Below are 20,865 nucleotides of genomic sequence, written 5' to 3' on the forward strand. Positions count from 1 at the left end.
GAGCATTCTCATCCGCAAAGACAGCGATCAAGATCGCAACCGATTACACGTCTTGCATCTGTGGCCCGGGACTCGTTGTGACGTCTAGGCAAGCTGTCGCGCTACCGGCTCGAATGGGCAGTTCGACTGCACCTCAGCAGCCCACAAAGGGACGATCTCAGCTATCTCCACATGGAGTATCCCATGGTGCGGGGTTCCTATGGGCAGACGACAACGATGCCCTTCTCGATGTAGTAGGGGCCGGTATTCTCGACGACCAGCCAGCGGCCCTCAGCTTCTGAGGTCCAGGCCTCGGGCTGAAGCGGCGCATCACGAACGACGCCAAATCGTCGGCGGCTGTCTGTGGCGGAAGGCACTGTGTGCGTATCCCTCGTAACGCTCGCCGCCAGCGCAACCGGCGGACCTGTCTGGCCGGACACGCTTGCTCGCCCTCGTCTGGAATGCAGACCGGGCGAGGCCGCTCGCCAGCCATTCTCCGGGCGGCCACATCGAGCCCGAGCAAAGGTGGCCGGGCTCTCAGCGGCCGTCGCTGTCGTCGCCTACGTGTCCGGGCCGTCATGGAACGATCCCAGGGAGGTCATCGGCGCGCTTGCCAACGCCTGCGGGGTGATCAATTCCCCCCACGGTCCTACCAACTTTTTAAACGCACGAGTCAGAACAAATCTTCTAGCCGCCGCCAACGTGGCCACGAGCGTCGCTCCGCTGTCCAGCGACTACCGGGACGAGCGGCGGACGAGCCAGGCCCCCCGGCAGTGCCGCCCCGTTGCCGCGCCCGACGACAAGCTCCCTTGGGTCAGGCCGACAGTTCACCTGCACCGCCCGCAGAACTGGCAACCCCGCCCCCAGAGTTCGAGACCCCGCCCCGTCTACGCCCAGCAACCTGCCCCGTAACGAAGACGGCGACAAGTGCTACAAGGTCGACCGAGCCGAGAATGATGCCCGCAGTGTCGTGCCCCCCGTTGATAAGCCAAGCTGAAACCCCAAGAAATGCTAGTGCTAACACAAACCCGAGCCACTGCCCCGTGGTCTTACGCCGAGATGCCGCCTCTTCAAGACTCCGCCTGTGCGCAACCAACCCGCGAACTTCCTGCCACATCTCTTGTGGCAATTCGGGAAAGACATTCGCGTACTCAGCCAAGACTTCGGCGGGCGGCATCCCAAGGACATCGGAAGTCGGAGAGGTCTGCCGCGGCCGCGCCCGCGGCCGCGCCCGCGGCGGATTGTCAGGCTCGGCCATGCTGACCGCTCACGTCGCCGCGGCTTCGCAGTTCCTCTAGACGAAGAAGGCGCTTAAGCCTATCCCGTTCCTCTTCGGAAGACGGGAACCTCTCCGCCTTCGCAACCCTTGAGCCCACCAGGTCGTCGGCAATGGCCAAGAACAGGATGGAGCCAGCGAGGACAGTGGTCCAGTGGACATCCACAAAATTGGCAAGCAGCACGGCCATGAGTGCAATGGCGTACTTGGAGGCAGCTAGCCAGGCCCAACCGAGGAAACCCTTATGCCACTCGGAGGACTGAGTTAGGCGCCGCAGCTCCACCTCAAGCCATTCCGGCTCCAGCGACTGAACCGCTGTAGACGCCTTCTGGATTTCGGCTGGTGAAGGATAACTCGCGAGGACGGTGCCCCACGCTCTCCCTAGAGACAGCCAGGCGTCATCCAGGCTGGCCCGCGTTTGAACCTCGCTGACGCCTCCCACATCGAGTAGTTCAGCGATCCCCCCTACGTAGTCGCGCGTCACGCCCATGATGCTCAGAGTAGAGGCCACGTCAGGCTATGATCCATTCCTACACCCTCGTCTACCGGCTCCCCTCTGTAGCGAGCTGGTCGCAGGGGACGCGCGACGTTGCGGAGCAACATAGCCATCCCCGTGCGGCCGCCGGCCTCGAGCGTCGGCGCTTGCCGGCCTCGCGGACGTTCGGCCGCCTGGGCCCGCAGCACCTCGGCCAGCGGCGTGCCGCGCTCGAGGGGCGCTAGTCGGCGTCGCCGGCGTACTCGCGATCGCTGCGGTTCGGGCCAGCGCGGATGGCGGCGGCTGCCGTGGGCAGTAATCGCGATGCGGGCTTGACTGTTCACGACCCGGATCATCGGCGTCGGCGCCCTTCCGACCATCGTGGTCCGCAGGGCCGGGAGCCCCCGCGCCGACCTGAGTCGCGTGTCCCTCGATCCGAGTGGGCGTCGCCTTACGGATTGCGTCTCGTCGGTGTCTCGATAGCCGCCTTCTATCCCAGAGCGGCCCACCATGGGACAACCGCGGGCCAGCCGCCGTGGATGCTCTCCGTGAGCCGCGTGATGTCGTGGGCCGCCGAGCCCTCATGGGCGTGATGCCGCACGTGCGCCATGTCGGGCGAGCGCTGCGGGGGTGGAAGCGGGAGACATGGGAGGTGTCATCGGACGGCCGGGGCCGGATCTGCCCCATACCCGGCAGCGTCGGGCTTGCGGTGTCGGACAGCGCTGCGGTCAAGCTCGTCACCGCGAGCAGGGCTTCTCTTGACCCGGTCCACCTGAAGATCGTCCGAGCGCGGCTTCATCGCGACGAACTGGACTAGGCGATGCAGGCGTGGGCTTCGTCGGCGAAGTTCGACCTGGCCGGCCGTCCGGAGTGAGACGGGGTGTATCCAGGCAGCGTGGCAGTCCAGGCGTGCCCGACTAGCTAGGGCGTTGCCGTCGGGCTGCCATCGACTTCGCCTGGCGGCGGCCGCCGCCGACCCTGCAGGAACCAGGTGCCCAGCATCCCGGCGCCCAGCCCACTAAGCACACCTGCAACGGCGATTTGAGGCTTATCAATCCAGTTCGGCTCAACCCAATAGCTAATCCGTCGAAAGTCTATCGGCACACCATTCGGATACGTCATAAGTTCACCCTGGACTTCGCGGTGCTCGATCAGACGCTCGGCCTTGATGCGCAGTTCACCGACCGCCACGGTCTGATGCTCAGCCACGCAGACGGCTTCGCCATCCACCTCCAATGCGAGGATATTAGCCGTTAGCGGGTACTGGTCATTCGTGAGCGTCACTTGGGTTTCGCAACCCTTTTCTCTCACGACGTCGAGAGGGGTGCTCCAGCCGGCTCAATACTGACTTGCCACACCGTGAGGGCTATGCCAGCGGGAACCAGAAGGGCGGCAGCGATCAACTTCAGCTTCGACATGCGGGCACCCTCTGCTTGCTGTCGCTCATGTCGCGCAGACTAGGCCGAGGGTCCCTACTCAACCGGCGATCGCGCCGGTGTCCCATAGGCCGTCTTCAGACACGTTTCTCCCAGCCCGGCGGACCCGCCCGTGCGTCGCCCTCGCAGCAACCCCAAGGCACTGGAGAATTCCAAGATCAAGATGGGACACACCTCCTGCATCTAGGGTCTGGGCGCTCGTGGTGACGGGTTACAGGAGAAGTGCCAGCAGACTTCAGGCCATGGGAACGAGCGGCACCCCCGACTACCGGGCACGACGGCGGGCAGGTGAGCAACAACGTCGTCAGCGCCACGAGCAGACCGCAGTGAAGCGCCCCGGTCCGGACCAGGCCGGCCCTGCGGCGGACGGGCCCGATCGCCGCAGCGCCGCGACGACCTGCGGATGGTGCGGCGGACCGATCACCCCGCGCAGGCGCGGTCCGATCCCGAAGTGGTGCTCGGCCACCTGCCGGCACCGGGCCTGGGAGCAGAGCCGCGCGGCGAACTCCGGCCGGACGGCAGTGCAGGTGGTCGAGCGGCGGGTCGAGATCCGTGTACCCCTCGAGCCGACCCGTCGGGACTGGCCGCGGTTGCTCGGCGAGCTCGCCGGTCAATTGGATGACGGCAGCGTCTACGACCGCGACCTGCCCGCCCTCGGCCGGGCACTGGACCCGGTGCTGCGGTCCTACCGGCGGCGGGCGCGCTGGAGCGGCGCACCCGACCTCCCCTGAGCGCCCGGAGGCGGAGTTCCCGTATTGCTCCTGTAGGGCACCGGCGTCGACGGCGACGTCGGGACGGTTGTCGTGGAGCGGGAGGCCAACGGGGGTGACGTAGGTGACGGGGGCGGTGACGACCCGACCGGCCCGATGTCACCCCGACCGGCGCGCCACCGGCTCCCGCTGGCGATGTGACTCCCGGCCCGGCTGAACGGCAGTGCCCTCTGGCCGCGCAGTCCACCGCGCCGAGAGGCGGACCGATGCGGTGCGAGGGGTAGCGCGCGCCGGTGAGGCCCGCGGCATGCCGATTGGGCAGCTGACCGCACCTCTGTCACCCCGTCGCCGACTACTCGTCACAACGGATTGCGCAGTCCTGGATGCATAAGGTGTGTCGGCTCGTGATCTTGTCCGGTTGGGCAGTCGAGATGGCCGCGGAGAGCGCGCAGGCGAGGACGCGTGTACGTAGCTGATCGGGTCGACGGTGCGGAGGTCCGCTGACGGGGTGACGTGGCGCCGCACGCGGCGGCCACCTGCCGAGGGACGTGGGGTTGGACCCTCACTCGGGGCCCAGGGGTACCAGTTCCTCACGAGCCAGCAGCGCCCCGTACGCGGCGGCCGCCTGCACGCCTTCCAAGGTCAGGGTCGGATACTCCGCAACGATCTCGTCGGGGCTCATTCCGGCGGCAAGGCAGTCGAGCGCCACGCTGACCGGCACGCGGGTGCCGGCGATCACCGCCTGGCCGCTCAGCACGGCCGGATCAGTGGTGATCAACGCCAGGCGGTCGGAACCCATGCGCCCAGTGTCCCCGCGCCCGCGATCTACGCCCAGCACGCCGAGCCCCGGACCGTGCGGCCCTCGTCGAGCGGGACCCTCGATGCCTGCGCTGCGACACCGCCCGAACCGCTCGACGTACTGGAGAAAAACCGTAGACACGCCGGAGCAGGTCAGGAGACCGAGCAACTCGACGGACGTCGGCCCCAGATGATCAGGAGCTCGGACAGCAGGGACTGGAGAAAAACAGGAACTTCGCCGGGCACTGTCACCAATCGGCCGGAAATGGCGCCTTCTTCAGGTGGGCGCGCGGCGCCGGACGCCGGCGCACGAGGCCACCCGACGAGGAGGCGAGATGAGCGACGCGCAGCGACCTCAGGAGCCGGTCTCCAGCGACCCGCTGCTGCTCACACCCGAGGAGGCCGCCACGGTGCTCCGCCTAGGGCGCACGACGGTCTACGCGCTGATGAAGGCCGGCGACCTGCACCCCTTCCACATCGGCCGGAGCTGCCGCCTCTCCCGCAGCGAGCTGGAACGTTACGTTCGCGGCCTGGAAGCTCCCCGCACCGCTCCTCGTGCGCTGCGCCGGGCCGGGACCACCACGGACCAGCGCGGACTCTTCGAACTCGGCCCGCCGTCGCCCGATCCCGCGTGAATCCACAACCGCGCCGCCGGTGTCGGACCGCTCGCCCACACTGACACTCCAGCCCACGACCCAGGGGTGACCAATGGCGGGACGCGCCTCGAACGGCGAGTCGACGATCTACAAGGGCGCCGACGGGCGCTGGCACGGCTACGTCTCCGTCGGGTTCACGCTCGACGGCAAGCTCGACCGCCGGCACGTCAGCAGCAAGAGACGCGACGTCGTGGTCTCGAAGGTCCGAGAGCTCGAGCGCAAGCGCGACTCCGGGATGGTCGGCGAGACGTCGACCCCGACCGTCGCCTGGTGGCTCGAGCATTGGCTGACCACCATCGCCCCGCGCCGGGTGCGACAGCGGACGCTGGAGAGCTACGAGTCCAGCGTCGGAAAGCACCTCATCCCGGTCATAGGCAGGCACCGGCTCGACCGCCTGCGTCCCGAGCACCTCGACCAGCTCTACACGCAGCTGCTCGACGCCGGCTACTCCTCCGCCACTGTGCTCCGCGACCACCGGATCCTGTCCCGCGCCCTGACCGTCGCCATGCAGCGCGGCCACATCGCCCGCAACGTCGCCACCCTCGTCGACCCGCCCCGGCAGGAGCCGAGCGGTATCGCCACCCCACTCACCCTCGACGAGGCACGTGCCGTCATCGACGCTGCGAGCGGCGTCCGCAACTCCGCCCGCTGGACCGTCGCCCTCGCCCTCGGCCTGCGACAGTCAGAGGCGCTCGCGCTGCAGTGGAAGGACATCGACCTGCTGGCCAACACACTCACCGTGCGGCGCAGCATCCACCGCGTTCGCGGCGGGCTGATCTACGAGGAGCCCAAGACCCGCCGCTCCTTGCGCACGCTCTGGCTGCCCCTGCCGCTCGTCGCCGCCCTGCACGAGCACAAGGCCGCCCAGCTCGGCGAGCAGATGCTCGCCGGCTCCGAGTGGCAGGACGAGGACCTGGTCTTCGCCCAGCCCAACGGCCGCCCGATCGACAAGAAGACCGACTACGACGACTGGACTGCACTGCTCAAGGCAGCCGGCGTCCGGCATGTCCGCCTCCACGACGGCCGGCACACCGCCGCGACGCTGCTGCTGAGCGAGAACGTCCATCCGCGGGTCGTGATGGAACTGCTCGGCCACAGCCAGATGCGCACGACCACCGACATCTACAGCCACGTGATGCCGGCGCTGGCCCGCGAGGCGGCCGACCGCATGGGCACGCTGCTTCTCGGCGGCTCGAGTAAGGGTGGGCTAACTGCAACCAGAACTGCAACCACGGAGTTCGTTGAAAGCGCGCAGGACGAGGAAAGCCCTGCTCAGAGGGGTGGAGCTGAGGGGACTCGAACCCCTGACCCCCACACTGCCAGTGTGGTGCGCTACCAGCTGCGCCACAGCCCCTTGCGACCCGGTCTGGTGCGTCCGAGCCGGGAGCAACTGTACAGGCCCGCGTCGCCGTCCCCGCGCAGGGGTGCCGGCGCCGCGCAGCGCGGCGCCGGCACCGGAGGAACGCGGTCAGCCCTGCTTCATCTGGGCGATGCGGAGGTGGTTGCCGAACGGGTCGCGGAGGCCGAAGTCGATGCCGTAGGGCTGGTCGACCGGCTCCTCGGTGATCTCGACGCCCTTGGCCTTGAGCTCGGCGTGGGTCTTGTACGCGTCGTCGCAGGCGAAGAAGAGGTGCCCGCCGGCCACCCCCTTGGCGATGGCCTCCCGCACCTGCGCGGCGGTCTCCTCGCTCATCGACGGCGCGCCCGGCTTCTCCAGGAGCACGGCACGGTCGGGCTGCCCCGGCAGGTTCACCGTGAGCCAGCGCATGGGGCCGAAGTTCACGTCGGACTGGACCTCGAACCCCAGCTTGCCGACGTAGAAGTCGAGCGCCTGGTCCTGGTCGGGCACGTAGATCTGGGTGATGGTGATCGCGGTCAGCATGGGGAAACGCTAGGGAGGCTCACGCCTCGGGTGCTTCTCCGAAACTGCTCGGTCTGGCCAGGTCGGCGGGGCGGGCCCAGGCCATCGCGAAGCACGTCGGCACCGGCGGCAAGGGGCCCCGGCGGCGGTAGACCGACGGCGGCTCCCCGACGATGTCGCGGAACACCCGGCTGAACGTGCCCAGGCTGCTGAAGCCGACGTCCATGCAGATGTCGGTGACGCTGCGGTCGCCGGAACGCAGCAGGAACATGGCCCGCTCCACCCGGCGCCGCTGCAGGTAGCGGTTGGGCGTCTCGCCGAACGTGGCGCGGAAGGTGCGGATGAAGTGCGCCTCGGACACGTGCGCGATCCGCGCCAGGGTGGGGACGTCGAGGGGCTCGGCGTACCGGCGGTCCATGACGTCGCGCGCCCGGAGCATCCGCCGGTTCGAGTCCTCGACGGCGCCGGCCACGGCGGGATCAGATCACGCCCGGCGGCGTGCGCGGGAACTGTGCACAGGTGGTCGTGTCCGGGGCGCCGTCACCAGGATCTGCGCACACCTGCCGCCGGGCACGGTGCACCGGGTCAGATGCCGACGCCGCGCGCCCGCAGCCAGGGAACCGGGTTGATCCGCTCGCCGTCCTCGCCGCCCTGGTGCACCTCGAAGTGCAGGTGCGGGCCGGTGGACTGGCCGCGGTTGCCGAGCAGCGCGATCGTCTCGCCGGCCTCCACGTACTGGCCCGGCTCCACCAGGATCTCGTCCATGTGGCCGTAGACGGTGACGTCGCCGTTCTCGTGGAGGATGTAGACGGCCAGGCCGAAACCGCTGGCCGCACCGGCGCGCAGGACGACACCGTCGCCCACCGCGTACTCGGGGGTGCGCATCGGCGCCGCCAGGTCGATGCCGTAGTGGAACGTGCCCCACCGGCTGCCGTAGCCGCTGGTGAACCGGGCGCCCTCGACCGGCAGGACCCACTTCGGGCGGGCCGCCTCGGCCGCCGCCGCCGCGGCCTCGGCCCGAGCGGCACGCGAGGCGGCGACCTCCTGGAGCCGGGCCTGCGCCTCGGCCACGGTGACCGAGGCCTGCGGCTTGAGCTCCAGCCCCTCGTCCCCGGCCAGGAGCGCCTCCTGTGCCCCGAGGACCGAGGTCGCCTCCGCCGAGGCCACCGGCGCGCCGTGCAGGCCCAGGACGGCCGCCGCGACCCCGCCGGTCAGCAGGGCGGTCAGCAGCATCGCCGGCCGGCGGGCGTGGCCCGCGGGGGAAACTCGCCGGGGGCGCGACGCGCCGCCGCGACCGGCGGCGGGGCGGACCGTCGTCAGGAGGTCGGTGGGGGCCTCCTGGCCGGGACGTGCGCGCATGCACCTGCCCATCTGTCTGACTGGAGAAGCCGCTGACGGCGGTTTCGGCTACGCACCATCCAAACATTTCGTGACCGTCTCGTGACCCGGCGTACAGCGCGTCGCTCGCGACACGCCGCGCGAGCTGCCTCACACTCCCCGCATGTCACAGGAGTTGCTGACACCGGTGTGATTCGACGAGCTGCCAGGCGGGAGGCAGGCCGGGCGGGTGGAACCGCCGTGGGGCGCCTCACAGCGCCGCGCTGCCGTACACCCGAGTGGGTGGATCGGAGGTTTGGGACGACGACGCCTCGGGCATCGTGGGCCTCCGGCGTGAAAAAAACCGCGCCGCTCGCGCGTCTAACGATTTGGACGTCTTCGGAGCGGTCCAGCGTCCGACCCATTGCGCGGGAGACCGCACCACCCGTGTACTGCTGGTCACCGTCGGCCCGTAACTGGGACGGCTGCGATGAGCCGTGCCCACGAACGACGAGACGGAGGGATGCGTTGACGCAGGCAGAGATCGTCCCCCTCCCCCTGGCCCCCGGCCCGCTCACCGGGGAGGACTTCCCCCGGACGAGCGCCAGGGACATCGCCCTGGCCGACCTGCCCAACGTGGTGGCAACGCCCGCGCAGATCCGACCGCTGTCGGATCGGACCCTGGGACAGCACGACGAGCAGCTGACGGTGCCCACCTACGACCGATCGGCCCTGACGCCGGCCGTCGTCCATTTCAGCGTCGGGGGCTTCCACCGCGCCCACCAGCTCCTGTACTTCGACGAGGTCGCCGAGCGCCGGATCAGCGACGCCTGGGGCGTCGTGGGCGTGGGCCTGCACAGCCGGGACATGAAGGACGCCCTGGCGCCGCAGGACCACCTCTACACGGTGGTCGAGCGCAGCCCCGACGGTGAGCGGGCCCGGGTGGTCGGTGTGATGGTCGACTACCACTTCGCTCCCGACGACCCGGCCACGGTCCTCGACGTCCTCACCGATGCGCGCACCCGCATGGTGTCGCTGACCATCACCGGCAACGGCTACCGGCTCTGCCCCCAGACCGGCGCGTTCGACCCCGACGACGTCGACGTCCGGTGGGACCTGGCGAACACCGCCCGGCCGCGGACCGTCTTCGGCTACATCGTCGAGGCCCTGGACCGCCGCCGCCGCGCCGGGCTGCCGCCGTTCACAGTCGTGTCCTGCGACAACATGCACCGCAACGGCGACGCCGCCCGCGCCGCCGTCGTCGGTTTCGCCCGGCTGCGCGACGAGGTGCTCGCCCGCTGGATCGCCGACCGCGTGGCCTTCCCCAGCAGCATGGTCGACCGGATCACGCCGCACACCACGCCCGAGCAGCGCGCGGCGGTGGCCCAGCGCTACGGCGTCGACGACAACTGGCCGGTGATCACCGAGCCGTTCTCGCAGTGGGTCATCGAGGACTCCTTCTGCAACGGCCGGCCACCGCTCGACCTCGTCGGGGTGCGATTCGTGCCCGACGTCGCCCGCTACGAGCTGATGAAGACCCGGCTGCTCAACGCCAGTCACTGCGCGCTCGGCTACCTGGGCTCGCTCGCCGGCTACGCCAGCATCGACGAGGTGATGGCCGACCCGGTGTTCGCCGCGTACGTCGAGCAGATGATGGACGCCGAGGTCACGCCCCTCCTCCCGCCGCCCGACGGCATCGACCTCGACGAGTACAAGCAGTCGCTGCTGCGGCGCTTCGCCAATCCCGCCATCGCCGACCAGCTCTACCGGCTGTGCCGGCGGGGTTCCACGAAGATGCCGCACCACCTGCTGCCCTCCCTGCGGGAGGCACTCGACACCGAGGGTCCGCACGCGCTGCTGACCCTCGCGGTGGCGGCCTGGTTCCGCTACCTGCGCGGCGTCGACATGGCGGGCCGGCCGGTGCCCGTCGACGACCCGAAGTCGGACCTCCTCCAGGAGCTCGCCCGCGCCGGGGGAACCGATCCGCGCCCGCTGCTGGGCGAGCGGTCGATCTTCGGCGACCTCGGCGAGAACCCGCGGTTCGTCACCGAGCTCGCCGACGCCCTCGAACGGCTCGAACGCGACGGCGTCCGGCAGACCCTGGCCGCCGCCGTGCGCGGTTCCGGAAGACTCCGGCCGTGACCCATGACCACCACCTCCCGAGGGGACTCCACCGCATGCCGCTCGATCCGACGCCGCTGCTCGAGCAGGTGCAGGTCCTGCTCTGCGACGCCGACGGCAACCTCTTCCCGTCCGAGGAGCCGGCTTTCGACGCATCGGTCGAGGTCACGAACGCCTTCCTGGCCTCCCTCGGCAGCGACCGCCGGTTCACCGCCGGCGAGCTGCGGCTGGCCACCACCGGGCTGAACTTCCGGTCGACCGCCCGGCGCCTCGCCGCCGAGGCCGGCGTCCCCGACGTCGACGTCGAGCCATGGGTCCTCGAGGAGAAGAAGGCGGTCACCGAGCACCTGGCGCGCACGCTCCGCCCGCACGCCCCGACCTCCGCCGCCCTCACGGCGCTGGCCGAGCAGGTGCCCCTGGCCGCGGTGAGCTCCAGCGCCCTGGCCCGGCTGGCTGGGTGCTTCACCGCCACCGGGCTGGACGAGCTGATCCCCCCGGACCGCCGGTTCAGCGCCGAGGACTCCCTGCCCACGCCCACCAGCAAGCCGGATCCGGCGATCTACCTGCACGCCTGCGCCCAGCTGGGCATCCCGCCGGAGGCGGGCCTGGCCGTCGAGGACTCCCTCCCCGGCGCGCAGTCGGCCGTGGCCGCCGGTTGCCCTACCCTCGGCAACCTGCTCTTCGTGGCCCCGGAGGAGCGCGAGGAGCGCGCCGCCGCCCTGCGTGGGGCCGGTGTCCTCGCCGTCGTCAGCTCGTGGCAGGAGGTCGCCGACCTGCTGCTCCCCGCGCTCGCCGGACGCGCAGCAGCTGCGGGAGAGACCGACGGGAACCTGCTGACGACGGGAGCCGCCCGGTGAACATCGTCTACACCGCCTTCCGCGGGCACTTCTCCGACAGCCCGCGCGCGATCTACGAGGCCCTGCTGGCCCAGGGGGTCGACGCGACGCACACCTGGCTGGCCGCGCCGCACCTGCAGCACACCTTCCCGTCCGACCTCAGCACCGTCGAGTTCGGCACCCCCGAGTGCATCGCCGCGCTCGAGGCGGCCGACATCGTCGTCTCCAACGACCACATCCCGCTCGACTGGGAGAAGCGGCCGGGAGCGACCTACCTGCAGACCTGGCACGGGACGATGCTCAAGCGCATCCACAACGACGTCCTGTGGGCCCCGGAGGGCCGGCTGGCCTACCTCGAGCACGACATCGCCCGCTGGGACATGCTGCTCTCGCCCAACCGGGTCAGCACCGAACGGCTGCGGAACGCGTTCGGCTTCACCGGGCCCATCCACGAGACCGGCCTGCCGCGCAACGACCTGCTCAGCTCGCCGCGACGCGACGAGGTGCGCGCCGCCGTCCGGGCCGACCTCGGCATCGGGGCGGACCAGAAGGTCGTCCTCTACACCCCCACCTGGCGCGACGACCTGGTCTTCAAGAAGACCGGGCCGCAGGACTTCGAGTTCCCGGTCGACCTCGACGAGTTCACGCAGCGGCTGGGCGACGACCACGTCCTGCTGCTCCGCCTGCACAACATGGTCATGGACCGGCTGGAGGTGGTCGACGGCTCCCCGGTGCGCGACGTGTGCAGCCACCCCGACATCCGGGACCTGTACCTGGCCGCCGACCTCATGGTCACCGACTACTCGTCGACCATGTTCGACTTCGCGATCACCGGCAAGCCCATGCTGTTCTTCACCTACGACCTGGAGTACTTCCGGGACGAGCTGCGGGGCTTCTACTTCGACCTGGCGGAGGTCGCGCCCACTCCCCTGCTGCGCACCAGCAAGGAGCTCGTGGACGCCATCGCCGACATCGACGCGATCGCCGCCGAACACGCCGACCGCTACGCCCGGTTCCGGGAGACGTTCACCCACCTGGAGGACGGATCCGCCACCGAGCGCGTCCTGAACCTGCTCTTCCCGCCCGGCGCGTCCGCGACCGGCCGATGACCCGCCCCACCCCACCAGAAGAACCACCGAGGGAGATGAGAACCGTGCGGACCTCTGATCGGATCCTGACGAACGTCCTGCGTGGCCGATCCCCCTCGCGCTCGACGCGCCTGCAGCCGGTCCAGTCACCCCTGCAGGTCGTGATCCTGGCCGCGGGCATGGGGACCCGCCTGGGCCGCGATCACCCGAAGTGCCTCACCCCGCTGCACGACGGCCGCAGCATCCTGCAGCGCCAGCTCGACGGCCTGCGCGCAGTGCTCGGCGCCGAGGTACCGATCACGGCCGTGGTCGGCTACCGCTGCGAGATGATCATGCAGGCGGCGCCGGACCTGACGTTCGCGTACAACCCCGACTTCGCCTCGACCAACACGTCCAAGAGCCTGCTCCGCGCGCTGACCAACTCCCGCGACGGCGGCGTGCTGTGGCTCAACGGTGATGTCGTCTTCGACCCGGCGGTGCTGGAGCAGGCCCTGCCGTTCCTCCGTGCCGGGCAGAGCTTCGTCTGCGTCGACACGAACAGCGTGGCCGACGAGGAGGTCAAGTACACCCTCGACGGCGACGGCTTCGTCCGGGAGCTGTCGAAGACCGTGGTCGGCGGGCTCGGCGAGGCCGTCGGCATCAACTTCGTCTCCGCCGCGGACAAGCAGGCGCTCATCGACCACCTGCGCGCCTGCGACCTGCAGGACTACTTCGAGCGCGGCATGGAGACCGCCATCGAGCGGCAGGGTTTGCGCTTCCGGCCGGTGGACATCTCGCAGTTCGCCGCCGTGGAGGTCGACTTCGAGACCGACCTGCAGCGGGCCAACAACCTGCTGCCCGGCCTGCTCAACCACGTCGTCGACGACACCGAGGTCGCCGAGGTCGTCTGACCGTCCTTCCGGCCCGGCCGGTCCCCGTCAGCCGACGGGGACCGGCCGGACGGGAGCGGACCCGTCGTACGGCCCCGCCCCGTCCTGCTGCGGGACGACCTCGCGGAAGCGGCGGATCGCCGCCACCCCGCCGGCGACGAGGCCGGCGCCGAGGGCGAGCAGCAGGGCCACCGCTGCCCGCGCGAGAGCGCCGGGGCCGGCCGAGGCCACGTTGGCCGTCCACAGGACGTCGACGTCGGGCAGGCCCTGCACCAGCAGCAACCAGCCCAGGACGACGGCCAGCAGGCCCGTCATCGCCCCCCGTCCCCGCCGGGCGGCCCGGAAGCCCAGGCCCGCCACGAGCACCGCGGTCAGGGCCGGCAGGAGCGCCGAGGCGACGGCGCCGGCGTGCGAGGCGACGCTCACCGGGGGCTCCGGCGTCGCCGCCGCGTGCCACAGCGCGGCGGCCCCACCCACCAGCAGCAGGGTGCCCAGCGGTCGCGCGGTGCGCGCCAGCAGCCCGGCCGCGACCGCCAGCGCGCCTCCCGCCGCGCAGAGCGGCCAGACCAGCCACGGCGACGGCGGGGGGCTCCAGGTGAGCTCGCCGGTCACCTCCACCGGGGTGCCGTCGTGCACCAACGGCACGGCCCACTCGAACACCAGGTGCGGGCTGCCGGGATCGGCGGCGACGGCGGGTGGCAGCACCGCATCGCTCATCCAGTGCGTGCGGTGGTCGTGCCACACGTGGTGCGGCTCGGTCGAGACGCGCACCCAGTCCGGTTCCGCGCGCGCGTCCGCGCGATCCGGGAGGCGCACCTCCGCGTAGCGGTCGAGGTTGATGTAGGTGGCCGGGCTGTTGGCGTTGCGCCACACGCCGTCCGGGCCGATCCGCAGGTACGGCTCGTCGTCGTAGCCGGGGACGAGCACCTCGGCGGAGGTGCGGTTCACCAGCTCCAGCGCGTCGCCGAACTCCAGCACCCGGAGGCTGACGCCGGGAACCTCCGGCGTCATCGCGAGGACGCGGCCGGCGAAGTTGCTGCCGGCTGCCTCGCCGCCCACGTGCGCGGCGGCCGGCCCCGCGACGGCCAGGGTGGCCAGCAGCGCGGCGAGGACGACCAGCAGCCGGGCCGCCGTCCGGCTCACGCCTGGGCCGCCACCAGGCGCAGGTCCGCGGCGATGTCCCGGGACGTGTTCCCCGAGTCGAACGCGACGTGCGCCTCGTCGTCGCTTCCGTACAGCAGCAGCAACGACGAGTGCAGTCGGCCCGAATCCTCGGCCAGCGGCACGCCGGTCGACAGCTGCGCCTGGTCGATGGCCTCCTGGTCGCCGGTGAGGCCGATGAAGGGAACGGGCAGGTCGGCGTCGAACCGATCCAGGTACTCGCCGAGGACCGCCGGGCTGTCGGTGGCCGGGTCCGTGGTGACGAAGACGACCTGGAGGTCCTCGACCAGCGCCGCGTCCAGGCCCCGCAGCGCCACTGCGACGTCGGCCATCGTGGTGGGGCACACGTCGGGACAGTTGGTGTAGCCGAAGAACAGCAATGTCGGCCGGCCCGAGGTGACCGCCCGGAAGTCGAACGACGCCCCGGTGGTGTCGGTGAGCGTGAACGAGGGCCGGCGGTAGGGCTCGGCCAGGTCCAGTCCGGCGTACCGGTCGTCGGGTGCCTCGACGGCGGCCGGGGCGTCCGAGTGGTCGTGGCCGGCCGCCTCCGCGTCGGCCGGGTCGCCGCCGCAGCCGGCGAGCACGAGGAGGACGGACACGGACAGCGCCGCCAGCGCCGGGCGCAGGCGACCGCGGACGGCGGAGCTCACGAGGACACGGTACGTCGCGTCGCCCGCCAGCCGAGGACGACGCCACTGATGCCGACCAGCAGCGCGAGGATCGCCAGGAAGAGCGCCAGCGCGCCCGGGGACTCCTCGACCGCCGCGGCATGGGAGTGCTCGTCGTCCTCCGCGGCCGCAGTGGTCGCGCTCGCCGCTGCGCCGGCATCCGCCGCCGCGGCCAGGGTCAGCACCGGCGCGGGGTTCTCGGGCTCCTCCTGACCCTCCACCGTCGGCTCGATCCACGCCGACTCGCTGCCGTCGCTGTACCGCTGCACCGCCGGGAAGGTGAGCCGGTCGGCATCCGGGAACGGCCCACCGGAGAGCGCGAACTCCTGGAACTCACCCGGTGCGATCCCGGCCCCGTCCTCGGCGCGGAACTCGACCACCGAGACGTAGGAGGTGATGTCCTGGCCGTGGTTCTCGACCGGCTCCTCCAGTCCCGAGGTGGTCAGCGTCGCCGTCCAGCCCGGCACCGGCTGGGTCCGCAGGGAGGCCAGGGCCGCCTCCTCGGGTATCTGGATCCGCAGGCCGACGGTGCGGGCGGTGTCGCTCTCGTTCGGCACCCGGAAGGTGATCTTCCCGTAGCCACCGGGCGCGGCGTCCTGGCTCGACACGGTGACGTGCGCCGACGCGCTGCCGGCGACCACGATCGAGGCCGCCAGGGTGGTCAGCAGCGCCGCCACGAGGACGACGAGCCGGGCGAGGGGGCGGGGCAGGGACACGGAACTCCTGTTCGTCGGGGTGGAGGGTGGTCCGGCGACGCGGGCGTCGGTCAGCGGACCGGGAACTCGGTACGGGCGGTGGTGGCGGTGAACTCGTCGAGCCGGACGCTCACCGCGAGGGTCCAGGTGCCGGCCCCCGGGATGGTCATCCCGTCGGCCACGTAGTGGCCCGGGCCGGCCGGCTCGAGGTCCACGTCGAGCGGGCCGATCTCCTGGGACGGCTCGGCCAGGCTCACGGTGATCCCGGCGGGCTGGGTCGGCCGGCCGCTGTCGTCGAAGAGGTAGAGGTGCATGGTGTTGCCCCCGGGCCGTGCGGGGTCGACCGACACCTGCACGCTGCCCGAGGGCCCGCCACTGCCCTGGAGGGGCAGCATGACGTCGACCGGCCGGGCGACGGCAGAGCGCGCCGGCGGGGTGCCGACGAGCACGGCCGACAACGCCAGGACGACCACGGCGACGGCGACCTCGACCAGGACCGACCGCCGCAGGGCCGGCACGTGCTCGGCGGCGGCCTCCGACTGCAGCCGACGGCGCAGGTCCGCCGCCTGCTCCACCACGGCGCCGCCCGTCCCGGCCGGGTCGCCGTCCGCGCTCCCGGCAGCAGCGGCGAAGGCATGCGCGGTGAGGCTCCGTCGTCCGCCGGGCCGGGGCCGCCGGACGCCGAGCCGCTGCTGCACCCAGACCCGGGAGACCCCGGCGGCGGCCAGCAGCACCGCGACGAGCAGCAGCTTCGCGACCAGCACCCAGCCGTAGGTGGTGGCGAACAGCGCGGTGGGTGACTCCACCTCCCGGACGGCCTGCACCGCACCGGTCACGACCAGGGCGGCGACCGCGCCGAAGGCGATGCGCGACCACGGGGACAGCACCCCGGCCAGATCCCCGGCCGGCGTCCCGGCCCGCAGCACCACCGCCAGCAGCGCGGCCAGGCCCCCCAGCCAGACCGCCATCCCGGCGGCGTGCACCGCCGCGACGGTCACCGCCAGCCCCGGCCACGGCCCGGCCACGGGGTGCCCGACGGCCGCCGTGCTCAGCACCAGGCCGGCCGCCAGCACGCCGGCCACCACCACCCGGGGCGTCGACGGGGGCGCGCCCCGCCGCCAGGCCGGCAGGAGGACCCCCGCCAGCGCGACGGCGAGCAGGGCGCGGGCGAGCACGGTCCAGCCGGTCGCCGACGCGGCGGTGGCGGACAGCAGCGACGGGTCCAGGACGGAACCGATGCCCCTGGCCGCGGCGTAGGGACCCTGGAGGAGGAAGGTGAGCAGCGCCCCGGCCACGACGGCGACCGCGCCGGCCAGGGTGAGCCGGCGCAGCCGGTCCGCTCCCCAGCCCGCCGGCCAGCAGCACTGCACGAACACCGGGACGCCGACGACCAGGGCCAGGCCCGCGAAGCCGAGCCACCGCCCGACCGGCAGCGCGGCCGCGACGGCCGGATCGGTGCCGGGCGCCACCCCGGCCGCGTCCGCCGCGACCAGGTCCCCCTCCCCCACGACGAAGGAGTACGCGCCGGAGATCGGGTGCGAGTCGGCCGAGACGACGCGGTAGGTGACCAGGTACCCGTCGTCGGGCAGGTCGGGTGGCAACGGGACGGTCAGGAACCGGCCGTCCACGGCCGCGTCGCCAGCGTCCACCCGCGCGCCGTCGGACGCGAGCACCCGGGCGTAGCCGGCGCCCAGGGACACGCTCTCGCTGAACTCGAGGGTGACCTCCGCCGGCGCGGAGTCGAGCCGGGCGCCCTCCGCCGGGTCGGTCGAGACCAGGGTGGCGTGCGCAGCGGCCGGGCCGGCGGTGACGACGCCGCCCACGAGGAAGGCGGCGAGCAGCGCGAGCAGCAGAGCGAGCGGCCGCCTCACGCGGTCACCCGCCGGCCGCCGACCGCGCGGACGGCGCGGCCGCTGCGGCCCCGCCACGCCACGGCCGACACCAGGAGCACGCCGGCCAGCACCAGGAGGTGGGCCACCGCCCGCTCGGCGTGCACGTGGCCGGCGCCGAGGTCGGCCACGGTGACCGGCAAGAGGAGCGCGGCGAAGGAGCCGAGGAAGGGCAGGGCGCCGGCGGCCAGGCGGGGGGCGGACGCGACGGCGAGGAACGCGGCTGCGACGGCGAGGTTCCACGCTCCGGTCTCGTGCGCCATGTGCACCGGTGCGCTCATGGCCCCGGCTCCGGAGGTCAGCACCGGCCAGGCCATGGCGCCCTGCGCGATGCCGACGACCAGCAGCGCCAGCCGGAGGGCCGAGTCGGCCAGCCGCCCCCGTGCCGCCGCGCGCTGCCCCGGCAGCTCCCGGGGCAGGGCGCGGAGCACCGGGACGGTCAGGTCGGGCACCGCGGGCGCGGGCGCGAGCCTGGCGCGGCGGGTCACCCGGGCCGCGTCGGCCGACCACGCCGCGCAGCCGGAACAGGCGGCGAGGTGCTCGTCCAGCGCGCGGGCGGGCATCCCGAGCGGCTCGCCGTCGAGCCGCGCGGAGATCGCCTCGTGGAAGAGGGAACACTGCATGGTGCATTGGTCGTCCCCCGGGCCCGTACGGTTCCCGGCCGGGCAACTTCTTCCCACGAGAACCCGCAACGGCACCCTGCGACGAGGACGAGGTCATGGACGAGCTGGCGCGCACCGCGGCCGACGCGGCGGGGGGCGACCCGCTGGCCGCGGCGGCGCTCGTGCGTGCCACGCAGTCCGACGTCTGGCGGCTGTGCGCGGCCCTCGGTGACCGGAACGATGCCGACGACCTCGCGCAGGAGACCTACCTGCGGGCGTTCGGCTCGCTGCACCGCTTCGAGAACCGCTCCTCCGTGCGCACCTGGCTGCTGTCGATCGCCCGCCGCGTCTGCGCCGACGCCGTCCGCGCCCGCCGCCGCCGGCGGCTCACCCTCGTCCGGGACGACGGGGACCTGGAGCGGTTGCCGGCCGGCCGGGCGCGCGACCCGGTGGCCGAGGGGGCCACGGTCAGCGATCTGCTGCGCCGGCTGGACGCCGACCGGCGCGAGGCCTTCGTGCTGACCCAGGTGCTGGGCCTGCCGTACGCGGAGGCCGCCGAGGTGGCCGGCTGCCCCGTCGGCACCATCCGCTCGCGGGTGGCCCGGGCACGGGCCGACCTGGTGGACTCCCTCGGCGGGGTGAGCACCGACGGGCCGGAGGGCGACGCTGCTCACGGCTGAGCGGTCGGCGTGCGCGCCGGGCCGGCTGGGCACCTATGCTGCCCGACGGCCGTGCGTCATCTCGATGACGCCGTCCGTTTCCCCTCCCGATACGGAGCCACGCGTGCCCTTCAGCCTGACCCCCAAGGACTCGAGCTTCTACCCGCTGTTCACCGCTTCGGCGGAGAACCTGGTGGCCGCCACCGACGTCCTCAGCGAGTTCATCCACGACCACGCTCGCCGCGCCGACCTCGCCGGCAAGCTGCGCGACCTCGAGCACGCGGGCGACCAGACCACCCACGCGATCTTCCGGCAGCTGAACACGAGCTTCGTGACGCCGTTCGACCGCGAGGACATCTACAACCTGGCGAGCGACCTCGACGACGTCATGGACTTCGTCGAGGCCGCCGCCGACCTGGTCGTCCTGACCGGGCTGGGCACCCTGCCGGCGGAGATGAGCCAGCAGGTGGCCCTGCTGCAGCGGTGCGCGCAGACGACCGCCGAGGCGATGCCGCGGCTGCGCACGCTGAAGGACCTCTCCGAGTACTGGATCGAGGTCAACCGCATCGAGAACGAGGCCGACAAGCTCTACCGGCGGCTGCTCTCCCGCCTCTACAGCGGCGAGTTCGACGCGCTGGAGATCCTGAAGCTCAAGGAGGTCGCCGACCAGCTCGAGGAGGCGGCCGACGCGTTCGAGCACGTCGCGAACGTGGTCGAGACCATCGCGGTCAAGGAGTCCTGACCCGGATGGACCTCTTCTGATGGATCCGGCCTTCATCGGTCTGGTCGTCATCATCCTGGTGGCCCTGGCGTTCGACTACACCAACGGCTTCCACGACGCGGCCAACGCCATCGCCGTCGCCGTCTCGACCAAGGCGCTGACCCCTCGCATCGCACTGGCCCTCGCCGCGGTGATGAACCTGGTCGGCGCCCTGCTGTCGACCGAGGTCGCCAAGACGGTCGGAGCCGGGATCATCGACCCGCCCGAGGGCAACTACGGCCTCGAGATCGTCTTCGCCGGCGTGATCGGCGCGATCGTGTGGAACATGATCACCTGGTGGTACGGCCTGCCGTCGTCGTCCTCGCACGCCCTGATCGGCGGCCTGGTGGGTGCGGCCCTCGCGGCGGCCCACTCGGTGCAGTGGATGGGCGTCTTCGAGAAGGTCATCGTCCCGATGATCGTCTCGCCGCTGGTCGGGTTCGGGCTGGGCTACCTGTTCATGCTGACCATCCTCTGGGCCTTCCGGGGCGCCAACGTGGCCAGGGCCAACCGCGGCTTCAAGACCGCGCAGATCTTCAGCTCGGCCACGATGGCGCTCGGCCACGGCATGCAGGACGCCCAGAAGACGATGGGGATCATGACCCTCGCCCTCTACACGGCCGGCGAGATCGACAGCTTCGAGGTCCCCTTCTGGGTCGTCCTGTCGGCGGCCGCGGCGATCAGCGCGGGCACCTACGCCGGCGGCTTCCGCATCATGCGCACGATGGGGCGGCGGATCATCCAGCTCACGCCGGCCGGTGGCTTCTCCGCCCAGACGGTGGCCTCGAGCGTCATGGTCACGACCGCGACCGTCTTCGCCGTCCCGGTGTCGACCACGCACATCACGACGACCTCGATCATGGGCGTCGGCTCCACCCGGCGGCTGTCGGCCGTGCGCTGGGGTGTCGCCGGCAACATCGTCGTCGCCTGGGTCGTCACGCTGCCGGCCGCGGCCGCCGTGGCCGCCGGAGCCTTCTACGTGACCAACTTCGTCGTCGGCTGAGGCCCC

General features: G+C 71.7%; 20 protein-coding genes, 1 tRNA gene and 1 pseudogene. 10 read left to right on the forward strand and 12 right to left on the reverse strand.

Translation table 11 applies throughout. From position 1 onward, the window contains the following. Positions 1–1,223: 1,223 nt before the first annotated feature. Both ACFSHS_RS03465 and ACFSHS_RS03470 read right to left on the reverse strand, forming a co-directional pair. Positions 1,224–1,739: a hypothetical protein gene (locus ACFSHS_RS03465; RefSeq protein ID WP_376871789.1), complete on the reverse strand. Its 516-nt coding sequence runs from the start codon at positions 1,737–1,739 to the stop codon at positions 1,224–1,226. A gap of 912 nt (positions 1,740–2,651) precedes the next feature. Then, a complete protein-coding gene (locus ACFSHS_RS03470) occupies positions 2,652–3,014 on the reverse strand; it encodes a hypothetical protein (protein ID WP_376871791.1) in 363 nt (120 codons plus the stop codon). A 673-nt stretch (positions 3,015–3,687) separates the two neighbouring features. On the opposite strand from ACFSHS_RS03470, the gene ACFSHS_RS03475 reads away from it, so the two are divergent. After that, the gene (locus ACFSHS_RS03475; protein WP_376871794.1) at positions 3,688–3,897 is read left to right on the forward strand and encodes a hypothetical protein; all 210 of its coding nucleotides are present in this window, start codon (positions 3,688–3,690) and stop codon (positions 3,895–3,897) included. A gap of 541 nt (positions 3,898–4,438) precedes the next feature. Here ACFSHS_RS03475 and ACFSHS_RS03480 read toward each other — a convergent pair. Then, positions 4,439–4,675: a DUF433 domain-containing protein gene (locus tag ACFSHS_RS03480; RefSeq protein WP_376871796.1), complete on the reverse strand. Its 237-nt coding sequence runs from the start codon at positions 4,673–4,675 to the stop codon at positions 4,439–4,441. Between the two features lie 334 nt (positions 4,676–5,009). Between ACFSHS_RS03480 and ACFSHS_RS03485 the strand changes: the two genes are divergently transcribed. Further along, the gene (locus ACFSHS_RS03485) at positions 5,010–5,309 is read left to right on the forward strand and encodes a helix-turn-helix domain-containing protein (protein WP_376871798.1); all 300 of its coding nucleotides are present in this window, start codon (positions 5,010–5,012) and stop codon (positions 5,307–5,309) included. A gap of 256 nt (positions 5,310–5,565) precedes the next feature. Further along, positions 5,566–6,405: pseudogene (locus ACFSHS_RS03490) on the forward strand (site-specific integrase); the annotation flags it as partial. A gap of 206 nt (positions 6,406–6,611) precedes the next feature. Here the strand turns inward: ACFSHS_RS03490 and ACFSHS_RS03495 are convergent. From ACFSHS_RS03495 to ACFSHS_RS03510, 4 genes are all read right to left on the reverse strand, one after another. Continuing rightward, a tRNA-Ala gene (locus ACFSHS_RS03495) sits at positions 6,612–6,684 on the reverse strand. Between the two features lie 114 nt (positions 6,685–6,798). Beyond that, positions 6,799–7,212 (reverse strand): VOC family protein, encoded by a 414-nt coding sequence (locus ACFSHS_RS03500; protein WP_376871801.1) that lies wholly within the window; start codon positions 7,210–7,212, stop codon positions 6,799–6,801. 19 nt (positions 7,213–7,231) lie between these two features. Beyond that, entirely contained in the window at positions 7,232–7,663 is a 432-nt protein-coding gene (locus ACFSHS_RS03505; protein ID WP_376871803.1) for a helix-turn-helix domain-containing protein, read from the reverse strand. Between the two features lie 113 nt (positions 7,664–7,776). Continuing rightward, complete coding sequence (locus ACFSHS_RS03510) at positions 7,777–8,550, reverse strand: M23 family metallopeptidase (protein WP_376871806.1); 774 nt, start codon at positions 8,548–8,550, stop codon at positions 7,777–7,779. Positions 8,551–9,036: 486 nt separating this feature from the next. Here ACFSHS_RS03510 and ACFSHS_RS03515 point away from each other — a divergent pair, with 486 nt between their 5' ends. From ACFSHS_RS03515 to ACFSHS_RS03530, 4 genes are read left to right on the forward strand one after another with little or no spacing between them, the layout of a single operon-like run. Continuing rightward, positions 9,037–10,650 carry a mannitol dehydrogenase family protein gene (locus ACFSHS_RS03515; RefSeq protein WP_376871809.1) on the forward strand — a complete coding sequence of 538 codons (1,614 nt, stop codon included), beginning with the start codon at positions 9,037–9,039 and terminating at the stop codon, positions 10,648–10,650. A gap of 35 nt (positions 10,651–10,685) precedes the next feature. Then, on the forward strand, positions 10,686–11,486 hold the full coding sequence (locus ACFSHS_RS03520) for an HAD family hydrolase (protein WP_376871811.1): 801 nt from the start codon (positions 10,686–10,688) through the stop codon (positions 11,484–11,486). Further along, positions 11,483–12,574 (forward strand): CDP-glycerol glycerophosphotransferase family protein, encoded by a 1,092-nt coding sequence (locus ACFSHS_RS03525; RefSeq protein ID WP_376871814.1) that lies wholly within the window; start codon positions 11,483–11,485, stop codon positions 12,572–12,574. Before ACFSHS_RS03520 ends, ACFSHS_RS03525 begins: the two co-directional genes overlap by 4 nt. A 44-nt stretch (positions 12,575–12,618) precedes the next feature. Further along, positions 12,619–13,443, forward strand: a complete 825-nt coding sequence (locus tag ACFSHS_RS03530; protein WP_376871817.1) for a phosphocholine cytidylyltransferase family protein — start codon at positions 12,619–12,621, stop codon at positions 13,441–13,443. Positions 13,444–13,470: 27 nt separating this feature from the next. Here ACFSHS_RS03530 and ACFSHS_RS03535 read toward each other — a convergent pair whose 3' ends face one another. From ACFSHS_RS03535 to ACFSHS_RS03555, 5 genes are read right to left on the reverse strand one after another with little or no spacing between them, the layout of a single operon-like run. Then, a complete protein-coding gene (locus ACFSHS_RS03535; RefSeq protein ID WP_376871819.1) occupies positions 13,471–14,565 on the reverse strand; it encodes a hypothetical protein in 1,095 nt (364 codons plus the stop codon). After that, positions 14,562–15,233 (reverse strand): SCO family protein, encoded by a 672-nt coding sequence (locus tag ACFSHS_RS03540; protein ID WP_376871822.1) that lies wholly within the window; start codon positions 15,231–15,233, stop codon positions 14,562–14,564. The genes ACFSHS_RS03535 and ACFSHS_RS03540 overlap by 4 nt, the downstream gene beginning before the upstream one ends. Then, on the reverse strand, positions 15,230–15,967 hold the full coding sequence (locus ACFSHS_RS03545) for a YcnI family copper-binding membrane protein (protein WP_376871824.1): 738 nt from the start codon (positions 15,965–15,967) through the stop codon (positions 15,230–15,232). The genes ACFSHS_RS03540 and ACFSHS_RS03545 overlap by 4 nt, the downstream gene beginning before the upstream one ends. A gap of 50 nt (positions 15,968–16,017) precedes the next feature. Next, positions 16,018–17,817, reverse strand: a complete 1,800-nt coding sequence (locus ACFSHS_RS03550) for a copper resistance CopC/CopD family protein (protein ID WP_376871827.1) — start codon at positions 17,815–17,817, stop codon at positions 16,018–16,020. Then, positions 17,814–18,458, reverse strand: a complete 645-nt coding sequence (locus ACFSHS_RS03555; protein WP_376871829.1) for a zf-HC2 domain-containing protein — start codon at positions 18,456–18,458, stop codon at positions 17,814–17,816. The genes ACFSHS_RS03550 and ACFSHS_RS03555 overlap by 4 nt, the downstream gene beginning before the upstream one ends. Before the next feature lie 95 nt (positions 18,459–18,553). Between ACFSHS_RS03555 and ACFSHS_RS03560 the strand changes: the two genes are divergently transcribed. The 3 genes from ACFSHS_RS03560 to ACFSHS_RS03570 all read left to right on the forward strand — a co-directional run bounded on the left by ACFSHS_RS03560 (position 18,554) and on the right by ACFSHS_RS03570 (position 20,859). Continuing rightward, on the forward strand, positions 18,554–19,117 hold the full coding sequence (locus ACFSHS_RS03560; RefSeq protein ID WP_376871831.1) for a sigma-70 family RNA polymerase sigma factor: 564 nt from the start codon (positions 18,554–18,556) through the stop codon (positions 19,115–19,117). A gap of 103 nt (positions 19,118–19,220) precedes the next feature. Continuing rightward, entirely contained in the window at positions 19,221–19,838 is a 618-nt protein-coding gene (locus tag ACFSHS_RS03565; RefSeq protein WP_376871833.1) for a DUF47 domain-containing protein, read from the forward strand. A 19-nt stretch (positions 19,839–19,857) separates the two neighbouring features. Next, positions 19,858–20,859 (forward strand): inorganic phosphate transporter, encoded by a 1,002-nt coding sequence (locus ACFSHS_RS03570; RefSeq protein ID WP_376871836.1) that lies wholly within the window; start codon positions 19,858–19,860, stop codon positions 20,857–20,859. The last annotated feature ends 6 nt before the right edge of the window (positions 20,860–20,865 follow it).

The sequence above is a fragment of the Blastococcus deserti genome (assembly GCF_042682525.1).
Classification (GTDB): domain Bacteria; phylum Actinomycetota; class Actinomycetes; order Mycobacteriales; family Geodermatophilaceae; genus Blastococcus_B; species Blastococcus_B deserti.

Excerpts from the sequence above, each read along its gene's own strand:
- ACFSHS_RS03480 (WP_376871796.1), bottom strand. The coding sequence starts at position 4,675 with ATGGGTTCCGACCGCCTGGCGTTGATCACCACTGATCCGGCCGTGCTG.
- ACFSHS_RS03485 (WP_376871798.1), top strand. The coding sequence starts at position 5,010 with ATGAGCGACGCGCAGCGACCTCAGGAGCCGGTCTCCAGCGACCCGCTG.
- ACFSHS_RS03500 (WP_376871801.1), bottom strand. The coding sequence starts at position 7,212 with ATGCTGACCGCGATCACCATCACCCAGATCTACGTGCCCGACCAGGAC.
- ACFSHS_RS03510 (WP_376871806.1), bottom strand. The coding sequence starts at position 8,550 with ATGCGCGCACGTCCCGGCCAGGAGGCCCCCACCGACCTCCTGACGACG.
- ACFSHS_RS03520 (WP_376871811.1), top strand. The coding sequence starts at position 10,686 with ATGCCGCTCGATCCGACGCCGCTGCTCGAGCAGGTGCAGGTCCTGCTC.
- ACFSHS_RS03555 (WP_376871829.1), bottom strand. The coding sequence starts at position 18,458 with ATGCAGTGTTCCCTCTTCCACGAGGCGATCTCCGCGCGGCTCGACGGC.
- ACFSHS_RS03560 (WP_376871831.1), top strand. The coding sequence starts at position 18,554 with ATGGACGAGCTGGCGCGCACCGCGGCCGACGCGGCGGGGGGCGACCCG.
- ACFSHS_RS03570 (WP_376871836.1), top strand. The coding sequence starts at position 19,858 with ATGGATCCGGCCTTCATCGGTCTGGTCGTCATCATCCTGGTGGCCCTG.